We start from the raw sequence: 14,503 nt of genomic DNA on the forward strand, positions 1-14,503 counted from the left end.
CTCGCTCACCAAGGTCTTTCTGCTGGTCCCATTCCGATGGTTCTCCCGCCTCCGGCCCGCTTCGCCCTTGGGCGCCTGGCCCTTCTCGTAACCCAGATAGTGGGTCATCTCCGCTCCCAGCACCCGCTCGTAGAGCCGCTTGGTCAGCTGCTCCATGATCCCCCCAGGACCCACCAGATCTTCCGGCTTCTGGTAGTCCTTCATCAGCTCTTCAATGATCGCCGCACTGATCCCAGGCTTCTTGCCTCCTCGGTCCTGCGCTTCCTGCTCGTTGCTCGTGGTCACTTCCCTTTCCATTTTCATCTCCTTCTACTTCGGTTGTGACCCGCACACAAATTTTCGGATAGGCTCTTTTCGTGACTTGCTACACGACCGCCCACTGGCCTGCATGTCTCACAAGCGTTCTCCTGCGGCTTGTGAACTTTGTGACGCAGGCAGGCTAATGAAGAGCGCTTTCCAAGGCGACGTCTTTTGCCATGCCTAGGGCCAGCGCGGAACGATAGTGGAGGCGGGCCTTCTTCTTTTCCGGAGGAACTTCGGAAGCGTAGAGCAGCGCTAGGTTGAAATGGCTCTCTCCATCGGATGGGTTGAGGGCCAAGGCTTTGAGCAACTCCCGCTTCGCAGCGGTCTCCTTTCCGTTGGCCGCATAGGCCAAGCCAAGCTCTCTGCGAATGCGGGCATTGTTTTCGTCGATCGCCACCGCCCGCTCCAGGACAGCCGCCGCCAGAGCATACGATCCGGCCCGATAGTAGGCCATCCCGAGCACCGTGTAGGGATAGGGATCCCTCGGATAGAGCTCGATTGCCTTGCGCAAAGCCTCCTGCGCCTGACCGTAACGCTTTTGGGCAAACCGGACTACCCCGAGGTTGCACCAAGCGGTCACATTGCGCACCTCCTTGTCCAAGATCCGCTCGTAAAGATCGGCTGCTTCGGCCAAGCGCCCCTCGCCATAACGCTTCGCCGCCTCGTTCAGCATCTGGCTGAGCTCTGCCATCTGGAGCGGAGTCGAGGCCCGCTCCGCCGCCCGGTCGAGCGGGGTCACTGGCGAACCTCTCGGCGGCAGCGGACTCTTCTTCCCGAGCGCCGCTGCCTCCGACTGGACGAGCGGGCTGGCGACCTCACCCTCCGTGCCTTGCCGGAATCCTCTGCGAAACTCCGTCAGGATTTGCTGTTTTTCGCCTTCCAGCCGCCTGGCCTGGTCGGACAGATCGGCCAAGGCCGCTCGGAGGAGCAGGTTTTCCTGTCGAAGCGCTGCTCGGTCGTTGGATTCGGATGGGCGAGATAGTCCCTTGGCGGGCGCGGGGATCTCGGTGACCTGCTGGCGCAACCGGCCGAGAATGCCTTGGAGGGAGCTGTTTTCCTTTTGAAGAGCGTCGAGTGTCTCCAGCGACTGGCCGACGCTCTGTTCCAATCGGTTGGCCAATCGTTCCACGTCTCCTCGGCCCGCGAGACGAGAGCCGTTGGGATTCGTTCCCCGCTCCGGAGCCGTCTTTTGCAAGCGGGAGAGATCGGCGAAGAGCTGGTCTCGCTGCACCTGGGAACGCGTGAGTGCCGCCTGCAGATCGGCGATCCGAGCCTTGAGCGTGACCAGTTCCTGGAGGTCTGCGGGTGCCCGTCCCGAGCCTCCTTCCGTAGGGAGCGGAGGTGACCCTTGGGGCAGGGGAGTGATCTTCTTCCCGACCGCGGCGAGCCGCTCCGTTGTATAGCGAAGCCGATAGCGAATGACCGCAGGTTCCCAATCCGGATAATACCGGCGGATCTCGGAAAGTTGGGAGAGGGCTTGCTGGTATCCTCGGCTCGCCCCGGCGTAGTCCTTGCGGGCCAAAAGCCTGTCCGCGTCCCGCAGCGAGACGTAAGCCTCAAGGAAACGGTCCTGCGGGGAGGTCGGGGCTCCCCGAGCTTCCATCGGAGCCGAGGCCAACGCGAACCATGTCCAGATTCCTGTTGCGACCCCGACGAGAATCCATCTGCCCACGTCCCTCATACGTCATCGCGCGCACGCCGGACCACACGCTCCGCTCCGGATGAAACCATACGCGCCCAGCATCTCTCTAAGCAAGGGCGCGCTCAGCATAGATCTGATCTCGCGCACTTGTCCAACCAGGACATCAAGCGTCCTGCCTCTATTCGGTCCAGGCCCAGCAGGGTCCCCAGTTGCTCCCGAGAGACCTGTCCTTTCTTGCAGCCCTCAAGAACTAGGCGCAAGAATCGGCCGGGATAGGGATGCTCCACTTTCCCCTCCTTTCTCCCTCGCCCTTCGTACCTGCGGCTCCAGTCGGCCGGGGGCACCGAACCAAGACGTTCTCGTTGACCGGGTCGGACCCAACCCAGTTGCTCCCACCGTTCCCAGAGAACCTCCGCCGGGCAGCGGAACATCCACCGCGAAAGCAAAAGGTCCGGAACGCCGAGGCGATGCCCGGCCTCGATGCGCGCTTCCGGATCGAAAAGCAAAATCCTCCGAAGCTCGGGCGCCGGGAGAACGAAGGCGAATGCGAACCGGTGGGCACGGATTGACCGCAAATCCTGGGGCGGATTCCCCTTTTCGGGGAATACTCCGTGGATTGCCCCACCCAACCTTCGATCAAAGAGCAGATGCCCAAACTCCTCCGCCAGAATCAGCGGCAGCCACTCTCCCCGGCATCCTGAATTGCCGAAAATGGCGGCACCTACTCGCGGATGGAAGAGAAACGCGCCCCGCACGGGGCAAGTGGGCAGGTATCGAGTGGAAAGCCGAATGCCCAATCGATCGAGCAAGCTCTCTACCCCTTCTCCACAGATTCCTCCCAGCCCCAGTCTTCTCCGTTCCGCCTCGGCCACAGCTTCTCCTTGGCGGATCGCTTCCCCCTCGCCCTCCGGGTCGACCGGTGTCCCGTAATCCGGCAGCGGGGAGGCCGGGGAGAGCTCCAGCAACGCTTCGATCCAGCCGTACGCCTCGCAAAAGCGAACAAAGCCGGAAAGCATGTCTTGGTCGGCCTTCGAGAAGGTCTCCAGGTTCGTCACGTCGTCCAGTGGATTCGCACCCGTGCCAAGCTCCAAAAACCAAGAGGCCGGCTTGCCGTAGAGCTGCGCCAGCCGCATGAGTTCCAGGGCGTCCACCCCCCGCTTGCCCGCCTCGATCTGCGAAATGGCAGGACGAGGAAGACCCAGTTCTGCCGCCGCTTCCTTCTGGCTCAACCCCGCGCTCTCCCGGCTCCTGCGCAAGCGCTGCCCCAATTCCACCTTGGTCAGCATCGTCCTTTTTCCTCATCGGTTCCTCCACCGGACCGCCACTGCCCCGGGCGGCTTGTCCGACGGAAATCTTTCCTCGGATTTGACATCGGCCGGGTCTCATCCGCAACCTTCTCGACAGCCTAACTGCGATTGGGGTCCTCCTCTCGCCGCGATGGCGAGCGAAACCGAAAAGTACTTGACCCTTGATCTTGGCTATCCCTACGCTCGCGCAAGCAAAGAGCACGGCGTCCTGTCCCGGAAGCCGATTTGTCTGAAAGAGATATGGCGAAGCAACTCACGATGCCCCAGTTGAGCCCTTCCATGGAGGAAGGCCGTCTTGTCACCTGGCGAAAGAAGGAGGGGGAAGCAATCGAGGAGGGCGAGGTGATCGCTGAAGTCGAGACGGACAAGGCGGTGATGGATTTGGAAGCATTTGAATCAGGAGTGCTACGAAAGATCCTGGTCCAAGAAGGCGAGCGAGCGGCGGTGAACGCACCGATCGCCATTGTCGGTTCCGCCGACGAGTCGATCGAAAACCTTTTTCCTGGGGTGGCGGCGGTCCCGGACGCTGCGGCCCAGCCGTCCCCGTCAGCCTCCCCTAGGTCGAACCAGCCGGAGAAAGCCCCCTCCGCGCAACTTAGCGGAATCTCTAGGGACGAATCAGGGCGCATTAGAGCCTCACCCTTGGCTAAAAAGATTGCCCGAGAAGGAGGGCTACCCCTCACTTCGCTTTCGGGAAGTGGGCCGGGAGGTCGCATTATCCAACGCGACGTGGTCCAGGCTCTCTCCAGCCGCACGGCCATAGCTCCCGCTCCTCCCCGCGACGCACCCTCAGAAGAAACACGGCTTCTTCCTCTCTCCATGATGCGGGAACAGATCGGCGCTCGCCTCCTGGCCAGCAAAACCTCGATTCCTCATTACTACCTCGAAATTGAGATCGATGCCGCCCCCCTGCTCGCTCTGCGAAACGAGATCAACGACGCTCTCGCCGCCTTGCCTTCGGACGAAAAGCTCAGCATCAACGACTTCTTTCTCAAGGCGACGGCAGAGGCCGCTCGTCGGGTACCCGAAGTAAACGTCTCCTGGGAAGGAAAAGCCATCCGCCAATACGGAGCGGTTCATCTTGCCCTTGCCGTCGCGGTGCCAGATGGCCTCATCACCCCCGTCATCCGTAATGCGCAAGACAAGTCCCTACGCAAGCTTGCTCGGGAGGGGAAGGAACTAACGACACGGGCGCGGGAGCGCAAGCTCAAGCCCGAAGAATATTCAGAAGGGACACTGACTCTCTCGAACTTGGGAATGTACGGCATCGAGTCGTTTGCCGCGATCATCAATCCTCCCCAAGCGTTGATCCTGGCAGTAGGAGCTGTTACCAAAAAACCGGTAGTCGACGCGAAGGATCAGATCGTCACGGGTCACCGCGTGCGTCTTGTGGCCTCGTGCGACCATCGGATCGTCGACGGCGCCATCGGAGCCCGCTTCCTCCAGGAAGTCAGAGGACTGCTGGAACGGCCGCTCGCCCTCCTTCTCTAAGCTACCGGAAAACCCTCACGGATCTATGCCCGAAGTTTACGACCTGATTGTCCTGGGAGGCGGGCCCGCCGGTTACGTGGCCGCCCTTCGGGCCGCTCAACTCGGAAAAAAAGTCGCTTGCGTGGAGCAGGAGAAGCTCGGCGGCACCTGCGGAAACTGGGGATGCATCCCCAGCAAGGCGCTCCTCAAGAGTGCCGAAGTCTTTGAACTTTTTGGGCGAGCCGAGGAATTTGGCCTCCGGTCGAGCGCCCATGCCTTCGACTTTCCGGCCGTGATCGCCCGAAGCCGCTCGGTGGCAGACCGGATGGCCAGGGGAGTGGATCATCTTTTCGAGGCCCGTGGCGTGAAGTTCTTTCGGTGCCGCGGCCTTCTCCAGCCCGGTCGAAGGATCCGACTCCTCCGAGAGGACGGAGAAGAAACGCTTGCGGCGGAACACATCCTCCTGGCAACGGGTTGCCGACCGAGGACTCTGCCCTTCCTGCCTCTGCAAGGAGAGCGCGTCATGACCAGCAGGCAGGCCCTCGCTTCGACGCAACGCCCCGAATCGATCGCCATCATCGGAGGAGGAGCCATCGGGGTCGAATTCGCCTACTTCTACTCCGTGTTCGGCTGTCAAGTCACCCTCATCGAGCTCCTGCCGGGGCTGATTCCTGGTAGCGATGGCGAGGTGGCCAAGGGATTAGAGCGATCTCTTGCCAAGCGGGGCATCCAAATCCTCACCTCGGCCAAGGTGGAATCCGCGCGCGTCGAGGAAAACTCCGTCACGCTCGATGTCTCAGGAAAAAATCGCCAGCGGCTCGAAGTCGCCTCCGTCCTCGTGGCTGTCGGCGTGGAGGCCAACATCGACTCGAGCTTGGCTCCCGGTGTCGCGCTGGAGCAGGAGGGCGGTTTCCTCAAAGTCGATTCGCGCTATCAAACTTCCAGTCCCGGTGTTTTCGCCGCGGGGGATCTCATCGGCCCTCCCCTCCTGGCTCACGTTGCATTCCGAGAGGGCTTGGAGGCAGTCGAGGGAATCTTCGTTCCTGGAAAAGTACCCGCCCGCGTCGGCATCTTCCCCTCCTGTGTCTATTCTCAACCCCAGGTAGCCATGCTAGGGCTGACCGAAGAACAAGCACGCGAGCGAAACTTGGCTTTCCGCGTGGGTCGCTACCCCTATGCGGCAAACGGAAAGGCGATGGCCTCTGGAGATCCCACGGGATTCGTCAAGATCCTCTTTGCCGAACCGCATGGCGAAATCCTCGGCGCGCACATCCTTGGAGCGGACGCCAGCGAGCTGATCGCCGAACTATCAGTCACGAGCGCCTGCGAGGGCAGCTCGGCGGAACTTCACGAGGCGATTCACCCCCATCCGACCCTTTCCGAAATGATCGGCGAAGCCGCACTGGTCGCCGAAAAGCGGCCGCTGCACATTTAGCCTGCATATCTCCCAAGCGTTCTCCTGCGGCTCGCGAAATTGGCCGGCTGCTTCGTTGGGGCTTGGTTTTCCCTCCTCGCAGTATGTCGTCATACAGCTCCGGGGAAAACCGGCGTCCCGCCTTGCATCCAGGTCCATTCGCCGCGCCTCGGGTACGAACTTTAGCAGAGAGTCGGGCGCAAGAAACGATGTTTCGCGGGGCTTCCTCGCTGGCTCCCGCTGCATGTCCGCCAAATGCAAGGCTTATTGAGGCAAACGATTGTTTTCGGCGAATGAGCGATCTCGTTCCCCGGTGAAACTGGACGTCCGAGGAGCTTGCCGTCACGGAAATTCGTCTTGCCAAACCGTGGAGAGGAGCTTGATTCTCGCAACAACTGCTGTCTTAAATGGGACTCCGCTTTGGAGCTTGGCAGCCAAAGGCGGTTCTACGGCAAAACTCGATAAAGCAGACTCGCGGCAACGCTCGGCGCTGCCATGGCGATTGGCTCTTAGAGGCTGCCGCAGATAAGCCGGAGGAGCGATCTTCGGCCAGCGGAAGGGTCTCCTTGGCGAAGGCTGGGCTTTCCCTGGGGAGAGGAATATGAGAGAAAACCTGTTTGGAAATCGGAGGAAGCAATGAGCGATACGATCGGTTTTGTTGGGCTGGGGCGCATGGGAGCCAATATGGCCCGCTGCCTGCATGATAAGAAATTCAAAGTCACCGCAGTCTACGACGTGCGCCCCGAGGTGACGGCTGACCTAGCGCGGGAAATCGGGGCAACAGCCTGTTCCACTCTCGCCCAAGTCACTGAGTTGGCCGACATCATCTTCACGGTAGTTACCGATGATAAGGCCCAGCTTGGCATTTTTGAGTCCCCCAGCGACAACCTCCTACGAGGCAAGGCGGAGGGAAAGATTTTCGTCAACTGCGCGACGGTCAGCCCAAAGGTACACGTCAAGGTCGAAGAGATCGTCGGTAAAGTTGGCGCCTCGAGCCTGGAAGGCTGCATGGCTTCGAGCATCCCGCAAGCCCGGGAAGGAAAGCTCTATCTCATGGTCGGCGGTAAGGAAGCGGTCTTCCAGAAGGTGAAGCCTGTCCTCGATGCGTTGAGCACGGCTCTCACCTACGCGGGAACCGCCGGCAAGGCGGCCCAAGTCAAGGCGTTGGTGAACATGGTCATGAACATCAATACGCTCGCGCTGGCCGAGGGATTGGGGCTGGCTCATGCTCTCGGACTGAATCTCGATATGATCCGCAATGTCTTCGCGCAAACTGGAGCGGCTTCGCGCGTGCTACAGACCGACGGGGAAGACATGCAGAATCGGGAACATAGCTGCTTCTTCTCCGCCGAGCATGCGGCCAAGGACTCCGGAATTGCCTTGGCCCTGGCGCGCGAACTCGGCTTGCAAATCGCTCTGGCCGATGCGACGAAATGCCAATACGACCGCCTGGTCAAGCTCGGGGCAGGCGAACTCGACAAGTCCGCGATTTCCGAGCTCACCTTTCTCGACCGAAGGGCCCGCGAGATTCCCGAGTAGTTGGCTCAACGAGAACAAACGTCCGCAAGAGAGCTGAGAGCCTTCCCGACCGGGAAGGCTCTCTTCTTTTACTCCTTCCGAGGGGAGGGATTGGCCTCGGCCTTGTAGATCAGATCCGTCTTTGCCGCCATGACAAAGTCATTCCGATGCAAGCCGAGGATCTTGTGCGTCCACCAACTCACCGTCACCTTCCCCCACTCGGTCAGGATGGCGGGGTGATGCCCCTCTGCTTCGGCGAGCTCTCCGACCCGTTGGCCGAAGCGCAAGGCGCTGGCAAAGTCGGGAAAGGGAAATGCTCTCTCCAAGATCGGCATGCCCTCCCTCTGCACCACCTCCCATTCGGGAACCTCGTGCCGCACACCCGCGACCTCGGCGTCCGTGAGGCGAGGAGCATCCTTCCGGCAGGCGATGCAGCGTTCTTGTGTCAGTGTGGTCTTCATATCCAGAGCTTATCCTTCCTCACACCAATCGCAAAGGGACAGGGGAGCGCCTTGGCTGGACCGCTCATTCAGAATTGGGGTGCGCGACTCTATCCCCTCCATCGATCCTTTGCCGAAGTCCACCTCAAAGGGCTCTGGCAGCGAAGCGCGTCCATGCTCTTGGGATCCTCCCCGACACGGAGCGGCTTGATCCCAAACGACTCCAGCGCCTGCCGGCTTCTTCTCGGCCATCCTCCTAGCCGATTCGCTTTTTGCCGATCGCAAGGGATTGCCGGACCTTCGGGATTTTCATGGAGAAGCCCGGCAGAAGCGGAGTCGTGATCGTGTCCTCGAAAGTGAGAACGGCAACCGGTACCGGGAAACGCACGAGACCTCGCTGTCCTACTCGCTTCCTTACGTTACCGGCACCCAGGGGCGCTAATCGAGACCGAAGACGACGAGCTCGCCCCCTGGGGTTGTCGATTGCGGCAGGCCAGAGTCATCGGCCGCGCCGTTGGCACCCATGGCCGCCCGCGGATCGTCCTTAGGCAAGTTGACGGCCGCAGGTAATCCGAACCAGCCCCCCACCCCGGCATAAACGGCCACATACTCTTTGTTGTCCGGTCCGAGGAAGGCGATGGGATTGCCAACAATGCCAGAACCGAGCTTCTGCTGCCAAAGAAGCACCCCGGTTCGGGCGTCGACTGCCTTGAACCATCCGTCCAGGGTCCCGTAGAAGACCAAGCCGCCGGCGGTCGCCAGCGCCCCGCTCCAAACCGGGAACCGCTCCTGGATTTCCCAAACCCGCCTTCCTTTCACCGGATCCCAGGCGATGAATTCGCCGTAATACTTATCCTTTCCTTCATGCCCAGAGTAGATCAGCAAATCCGCGCCTACATAGGGGCTTCCCGGGTTGTACCGAGCCTCCATGTCCTGAATATCCATGCAGAGGTTGTTCGTCCCGACATAAAACAGATGGGTCTCCGGATCGTAGGCCGCCGGCTGCTGGTTTTTCCCCCCCATCGACGAAGGGCAGACTCTCTTCACATCGATCCCGAGCTTGGCCCTCTTCTCCGGAACTTCGATCGGCCGATCATCCCCTCGGTTGATCCCTTTGGCCCAGTTCAGGTAGACGAAGGGGACAGCCGAGAGCACCTCCCCCGTTCCCCGATCGAGCGTGTAGACGAATCCGTTCTTATCGAAGTGGACCGCGCACTTTCGCTTTGCGTTCCCAATCGGAAGATCGACCAGGATCAACTCATTCGTGCCATCGTATCCCCAGGAATCCCAGGGAGTCATCTGGAAGGCCCATCGCGCCTTCCCCGTGGTCGGCCGACGCCCCCAGAGGGTGCAGGACCACTTATTATCGCCGCCCTTTCTCTCCTCGGCATTCCAGGACCCGGGATTGCCGGTTCCGTAATGGAAAAGATCCAAGTCCGAGTCGTAACTGAACCAGCCCCACGTCGTTCCGCCACCCAGTTTCCACTGCTCTCCCGGCCACGACCGCGTGCCCTCCCCCTCTCCTCCATGGCGCGGACACTCCTTGTTGAAGTCTCCCTCGAGCAATATGTCATCGTCCGGGCCTTGGCTGTAGGCCACCCAGCGCGGTTTGCCCGTATTGATGTCGTAGGCATTGATGCGACCGCGAACGCCAAACTCGCCTCCGGAGATTCCGATAATCACCATGTCCTTGATCACGATAGGGGCTCCGGTGATCGTCTCCCCGCGAGAGATCTCTCCCTGCTTCACCTTCCAGACTTCATCGCCAGTATGAGCGTCCAAGGCGATCAACTGCCCATCCAACGTTCCGAGAAAGATCTTGCCCATCCCGTAGGCCACGCCCCGGCTGACGGTATCATAGCAGGCCGCCGTGACCGCCGACGGCTTCTGCTCCGGCGTATACCTCCACAGGATCGTGTAAGGCTTTTGTCGCAAGTCGAGCGCATAGACAGTGTTCGGAAAGGGGGAGTGAACGTACATGGTGTTGTCGATGACGAGCGGGCCCCCTTCATGGCCACGGAGGGCTCCCGTGGAAAAGCTCCAAACGACGTGCAGCTTTTCGACCGTTCTCGAACTGATCTGGTCAAGCTCGCTGTACCGCGTCGCCTCGTAGTTCTTCGCCTGCATCGGCCATTGACCGGGGTCGGCTCCCAGCCGAAGCAGCTCCTCGTTGGCTTGCAAGGGGAGCGGAATTGCCAAAAGGATGCCGAGCGAATAGATCCATCTCATCCGAGATCCGTAGCCATGGCCTCTCTTCTTCCCCCCCTTTCCCTGTTCCATCCTCATCCTTGCTCCTCCTCAGATCGTTCCTCTTCTCCCCTTCGGCGCCCCCAAAGCGCGTCTCGCCGCCCCTATCCGTCTTCTCTCCGAGCCACGCGCCCTTTCCCCGAACGAAACTGAGCGCATTCTATCGAGCAGTAGGCGCATGCCCATGAAGATTTTTCCCCACCTGAGACCTTTTCGCTCACCCTCCTTCCGGGCTCTTTTTCTGGGACAGGCTTTCTCCTTCGTCGGCAGCTGGGTCCAAAACGTGGGTCAAGGGTGGCTTGTCTACCAAATGACCGGCTCTCCGTTCTGGCTGGGCCTCTTTGGCTTTGCCGGTTCCCTTCCCCTTCTTCTCTTTTCGCTCCCCGCCGGAGCCGTTGCCGATCGCATCGCCCGACGGCGAATCGTGCTCGTCACCCAGATGGCGGCGCTACTGCTCGCTCTCTTGCTCGGACTGCTCACCTTCTTGCATCTTCTCTCTCTCCCTGCTTTTGGCCTCCTGATCTTTGCGATCGGTCTTGCCGGTTCCTTCGAGCTGCCCGCGCGCCAGGCCCTGTTCCTCGATGCCGCGCCGACGGATGAGATTCGCGCCGCCGTCGCTTGGAGCTCCGTACTCTTCAACGGAGCCCGGTTCCTCGGCCCCATCGTCGCCGCCTTTCTCATCCCTGCGCTAGGGGTCGCCGCCTGCTTCTGGGCCAACGCGCTTTCCTACGCAGTTTCGCTCGGCTGCCTCCTCCGGATTTCCGCTCCACCCCGACAGGCTTCGGCAAGGTCTATGCTCCCTTCCCTTTGGGAAGGGTTTCGCTATCTCGCGACAAGACGGGCTCTCTTGGGCCAGGCCGCCTTGATCGGATTCGTCACAATCTTTGGGTGGCCCTACACCGTGCTGCTCCCGTTCTTTGCCGAGAGCGTTCTGCACAGCGGCCCAAAAGGTCTCGGGCTGCTGATTTCCGCGAGCGGAGCGGGATCACTCTTGGGCGGCCTAACGGCGGCCGCTCTTGTCCGAACCGTCCCGCTTCCCCGCATCGTCTTCAGCGGCATCGGCCTTTTTCTTCTCTCGGCGGCAGGCTTTGCCCTCTCCCGATCGTTCTCTTTCTCGGCAATGCTGCTCGGGATGGCGGGATTTGGCTTGGTTCTCTTCCTTTCCGCGGCAAATGCCTTCCTCCAAGAAAACGCGGCCCGAGAACTACGAGGACGAGTGGTGGGAATTTCGACCCTCTTCTTCCAAGGCCTTTTCCCGGTCGGCAGCCTCTTTGCGGCGCTCTTCTCTCGCTTCTGCGGAGCTTCGGCTACCGTCCTTCTTGGCACCGGGCTCTGCGCCTTAGGCTCCCTTGGGATCGCCGTGTGGATGTCGTCCCGGACTTCCGAAGCCGGCGACTCCGGAAAGAGCCTCTAGCCTGCATGTCTCACAAATCTCGTAGCCGAGGCGCCGCAAATGGGCTTGCTTGGATGCGAGGCGCGGCGCCGGTTTTCCACCGAAGATGTATGACGACATACCGCGGGGAGGGCCAAAAACCCAAGACCCAACGTAGCAGACAATTTCATTTCGCAAGCCGCAGGAGAACGCTTGGGAGACATGCAGGCTAAACGATGCTTCCCACTTGCCATGCGCCCGCAAACAAGAAAGAGTGGCGTGAATTCTTATGAGTAGCTCTGCCATCACGACGCTTTTCTTGGATCTCGGAGGAGTCCTGCTTTCCAACGGTTGGGATACGGCCTGCCGGCAGAAGGCTGCGGAAGCCTTCAATTTGGATCCCCGAGAAATGGACCAACGGCATCACCTCACCTTTGACACCTACGAAGTCGGCAAGCTGACCCTAGACGGCTACTTGGAGCGCATCGTCTTTTACGAAAACCGGCCTTTCACGATGCAGGAGTTTCGGCAGTTCATGTTCGCTCAGTCTCGTCCCTTTCCGGACATGATCGAGCTGGTGCGCAAGCTCAAGGAGCGGTACGGGCTCAAGGTGGCCGTATTGAGCAACGAGGGCCGGGAGTTGCAGGTCCACCGCATTCAAGCCTTCAACCTGGCTTCGTTCATCGACTACTTCATTGTCTCGTCCTTCGTCCATCTGCGGAAGCCCGACGAGGACATCTTTCGACTCGCGCTCGACGTCTCCCAGACTCCTCCCTCCCGTTGCGCCTATATCGAGGACCGCCCGATGTTTGTCGACATTGCTCGCAAGCTCGGGATCGAAGCCATCTGTCACCACGGCTATGCGACCACGAAGGCTGCACTCGCTGGTCTCTCCCTCTCCCTGGATGCGGCTAGCGATGGCGGTTGACGCCACCGCCGGAAACTGGTTAGTTGACCTTGGCGCTGGAAGAGGCGATCGCTCCGCCTTGCAGCGGAGAGGAAAGTCCGGACGCCACCAGGGAAGCGGGCCGTGGGAAACCGCGGGACCGAGAGGGTGAAAGCCGCTCGGGACGGAAAGTGTCACAGAGAACAGACCGCCGCGCCGGAGAGGCGCGGTAAGGGTGAAAGGGCGGGGTAAGAGCCCACCGCTCGAGCCGGCGACGGCCGAGGCACGATAAACCCCCCGCGGCGCAAGGCCAAACAGAGGTGCTGGTTCCCTGGCCGCTCCGACGCTCAGGCGTCGCGGCGCCGAGCGTTTGAGCACACCTCGGGTCAGGCCGCACTGCGGCGGCTTGCCGTCGCGGACCGATCGCCGACGTGCGATCGGTAGAGAAATGATCGTCGCCTGGAAGGGCTGCTTTTCAGGAACAGAATCCGGCTTATCTTCCGGCGCCGCTTCTTTTCTGCACTCCTTTTCCGGAGAAAACCCGGCTCAGCGAGGTACGAGGTGGATCGCATGCGCCTTGATCCAGCAGAAAATGGGCTTGCCGACGGCGACCCCAAGCTCTTGGCTGGCGCCTCGAGTGACCCGGGCGACCAAGGGGAATCCACAGTCGAGGAGGATGCGGACGGCGTGCCCCTCGGCTTCCTGCTCCACCACGCGCCCAGGGAGCCGGTTCCGAACGCTCACCGGTCCCGCCCCTTCCGCGGTGGAAAGAATCACATCCTCCGCGCGCACCATCACATAGACGAGCCCGGGGAGGGCCTCGCCCCGGTCCACCGCGAAGAGCGTCCCGCCCGGAACCTCCACCTCGACTAAGCCGTCACGGACAGAGAGGAACCGGCCCAAAATCACGGTCTCGACACCAAGGATATTCCCTGCCTCGCGATTCACCGGCCTCGCCAAGACCTCCGCCGTCGGGCCGATCTGCAGCACTCGCCCCGATCCCACAACGGCTAGTTCTCTCCCCAGGAGCACCGCCTCCCTCTCCTCATGGGTGACGAAAATCGTGGGAAGCGATCGCTCGCGAACGATCTTCCGAACCAGTTGCACGAGATCCGCTCGCCCTCTCGCATCCAGGCCCCCAAACGGTTCGTCCAGCAGTAGCAGCCGAGGATGGCATGCCAGGGCCCGGGCCAGAGCCACCCTCCTGCTCTCGCCTCCCGAAAGAGTAGCCGGAGAGCGCCCCGTCAGCGGGAGGAGCCTGCAGCTCTCCATGCACTCCTCCACCTGCCGTCTCTTTTCCTTGCGCGGGAGGCCGCGCAACCCGAACGCCACGTTCTGCTCCACGTTCAAGTGGGGAAAAAGCGCGTCGCGCTGATCGACATATCCGATCTTCCGCCGCTGCGGTGGGAGCCAGAGGTTCCGCTCCACATCCATCCAGACCTCATCCTGAAATTGAATCCTTCCCGCCGCAGGACGCTCGAGCCCGGCGAGAGATCGGAGAATCGTCGTTTTCCCGGCTCCGGAGGGACCGAAGAGCACGAGCACCCCGGGAGGCTCGAGAGCGAAAAAAAAAGACGCGCTGAGCTCTCCTCCCCCCGGATAGCAAAATCGAAAATCGACTGTTAACCGCTCCATCCGCTTGTCGTAAAACAACGTAGGATACTCTTCCTCGGCAAGCGAGGGACCGTTGCGCCTTGGGTACGAACTTTGTGTAGAGTCGAGGAGTGGCGCGGTGCGACGTAGGAGAGCCGTAGCGGGAGATGCCCCTTTCGTTCTGGCAGTGCCTGAGTATCTCTCCCTATCATCCGTCTCCACTCCCCGCTCATCAAACCGACCGTGCGGATTTCCCGCATTCGGCTTTCGGACAAGGTTTGCGCAGGATTATGCCCACGGCAGGCTCCGCG

At 61.1% G+C, this 14,503-nt stretch carries 12 protein-coding genes and 1 other RNA gene; 6 read left to right on the top strand and 7 right to left on the bottom strand.

Going from position 1 to position 14,503, the window contains the following annotated elements; genetic code table 11:
* From A37A_RS0112205 to A37A_RS0112215, 3 genes are all read right to left on the bottom strand, one after another.
* Nucleotides 1-204: transposase (locus A37A_RS0112205; RefSeq protein ID WP_231363926.1), on the bottom strand; the 204-nt coding region annotated here is incomplete at its 3' end.
* Between the two features lie 235 nt (nt 205-439).
* Nucleotides 440-1,984, bottom strand: coding sequence for a tetratricopeptide repeat protein (locus tag A37A_RS0112210; RefSeq protein WP_020494403.1), 1,545 nt, complete (start codon nt 1,982-1,984; stop codon nt 440-442).
* Nucleotides 1,985-2,067: 83 nt separating this feature from the next.
* Nucleotides 2,068-3,231 (bottom strand): XRE family transcriptional regulator, encoded by a 1,164-nt coding sequence (locus A37A_RS0112215; protein WP_018291776.1) that lies wholly within the window; start codon nt 3,229-3,231, stop codon nt 2,068-2,070.
* Nucleotides 3,232-3,492: 261 nt separating this feature from the next.
* Between A37A_RS0112215 and A37A_RS0112220 the strand changes: the two genes are divergently transcribed.
* From A37A_RS0112220 to A37A_RS0112235, 3 genes are all read left to right on the top strand, one after another.
* Entirely contained in the window at nt 3,493-4,743 is a 1,251-nt protein-coding gene (locus A37A_RS0112220) for a pyruvate dehydrogenase complex dihydrolipoamide acetyltransferase (RefSeq protein WP_018291777.1), read from the top strand.
* 25 nt (nt 4,744-4,768) lie between these two features.
* Complete coding sequence (gene lpdA, locus A37A_RS0112225) at nt 4,769-6,157, top strand: dihydrolipoyl dehydrogenase (protein WP_018291778.1); 1,389 nt, start codon at nt 4,769-4,771, stop codon at nt 6,155-6,157.
* Between the two features lie 555 nt (nt 6,158-6,712).
* Nucleotides 6,713-7,675: an NAD(P)-dependent oxidoreductase gene (locus A37A_RS0112235; protein ID WP_255324920.1), complete on the top strand. Its 963-nt coding sequence runs from the start codon at nt 6,713-6,715 to the stop codon at nt 7,673-7,675.
* Between the two features lie 68 nt (nt 7,676-7,743).
* Here A37A_RS0112235 and A37A_RS0112240 read toward each other — a convergent pair whose 3' ends face one another.
* The 3 genes from A37A_RS0112240 to A37A_RS0112255 all read right to left on the bottom strand — a co-directional run bounded on the left by A37A_RS0112240 (nt 7,744) and on the right by A37A_RS0112255 (nt 10,323).
* Nucleotides 7,744-8,115, bottom strand: coding sequence for a 4a-hydroxytetrahydrobiopterin dehydratase (locus tag A37A_RS0112240; RefSeq protein WP_018291781.1), 372 nt, complete (start codon nt 8,113-8,115; stop codon nt 7,744-7,746).
* 235 nt (nt 8,116-8,350) lie between these two features.
* Complete coding sequence (locus A37A_RS21845; protein WP_020494405.1) at nt 8,351-8,482, bottom strand: hypothetical protein; 132 nt, start codon at nt 8,480-8,482, stop codon at nt 8,351-8,353.
* Between the two features lie 50 nt (nt 8,483-8,532).
* On the bottom strand, nt 8,533-10,323 hold the full coding sequence (locus A37A_RS0112255; protein ID WP_026195814.1) for a PQQ-dependent dehydrogenase, methanol/ethanol family: 1,791 nt from the start codon (nt 10,321-10,323) through the stop codon (nt 8,533-8,535).
* A gap of 202 nt (nt 10,324-10,525) precedes the next feature.
* Between A37A_RS0112255 and A37A_RS17430 the strand changes: the two genes are divergently transcribed.
* The 3 genes from A37A_RS17430 (at nt 10,526) to rnpB (ending at nt 13,111) form a co-directional block, all read left to right on the top strand.
* Nucleotides 10,526-11,755 (top strand): MFS transporter, encoded by a 1,230-nt coding sequence (locus A37A_RS17430; protein WP_018291784.1) that lies wholly within the window; start codon nt 10,526-10,528, stop codon nt 11,753-11,755.
* Nucleotides 11,756-12,002: 247 nt separating this feature from the next.
* The gene (locus tag A37A_RS0112265; protein ID WP_018291785.1) at nt 12,003-12,641 is read left to right on the top strand and encodes an HAD family phosphatase; all 639 of its coding nucleotides are present in this window, start codon (nt 12,003-12,005) and stop codon (nt 12,639-12,641) included.
* Nucleotides 12,642-12,672: 31 nt separating this feature from the next.
* Nucleotides 12,673-13,111, top strand: an RNA gene (rnpB, locus tag A37A_RS18545) — RNase P RNA component class A.
* 34 nt (nt 13,112-13,145) lie between these two features.
* Here the strand turns inward: rnpB and A37A_RS0112270 are convergent.
* Entirely contained in the window at nt 13,146-14,234 is a 1,089-nt protein-coding gene (locus A37A_RS0112270; protein ID WP_026195815.1) for a molybdenum ABC transporter ATP-binding protein, read from the bottom strand.
* Nucleotides 14,235-14,503 lie beyond the last annotated feature (269 nt).

The sequence above is a fragment of the Verrucomicrobium sp. 3C genome, assembly GCF_000379365.1.
In the GTDB taxonomy this organism is placed as follows: Bacteria; Verrucomicrobiota; Verrucomicrobiia; order Methylacidiphilales; family Methylacidiphilaceae; genus Methylacidimicrobium.

Bases quoted from the DNA above. Each gene is read 5' to 3' on its own strand.
- A37A_RS0112210 (WP_020494403.1), bottom strand. From the start codon at position 1,984: ATGAGGGACGTGGGCAGATGGATTCTCGTCGGGGTCGCAACAGGAATC.
- A37A_RS0112215 (WP_018291776.1), bottom strand. From the start codon at position 3,231: ATGCTGACCAAGGTGGAATTGGGGCAGCGCTTGCGCAGGAGCCGGGAG.
- A37A_RS0112220 (WP_018291777.1), top strand. From the start codon at position 3,493: ATGGCGAAGCAACTCACGATGCCCCAGTTGAGCCCTTCCATGGAGGAA.
- lpdA (WP_018291778.1), top strand. From the start codon at position 4,769: ATGCCCGAAGTTTACGACCTGATTGTCCTGGGAGGCGGGCCCGCCGGT.
- A37A_RS0112240 (WP_018291781.1), bottom strand. From the start codon at position 8,115: ATGAAGACCACACTGACACAAGAACGCTGCATCGCCTGCCGGAAGGAT.
- A37A_RS0112255 (WP_026195814.1), bottom strand. From the start codon at position 10,323: ATGAGATGGATCTATTCGCTCGGCATCCTTTTGGCAATTCCGCTCCCC.
- A37A_RS17430 (WP_018291784.1), top strand. From the start codon at position 10,526: ATGAAGATTTTTCCCCACCTGAGACCTTTTCGCTCACCCTCCTTCCGG.
- A37A_RS0112265 (WP_018291785.1), top strand. From the start codon at position 12,003: ATGAGTAGCTCTGCCATCACGACGCTTTTCTTGGATCTCGGAGGAGTC.
- A37A_RS0112270 (WP_026195815.1), bottom strand. From the start codon at position 14,234: ATGGAGCGGTTAACAGTCGATTTTCGATTTTGCTATCCGGGGGGAGGA.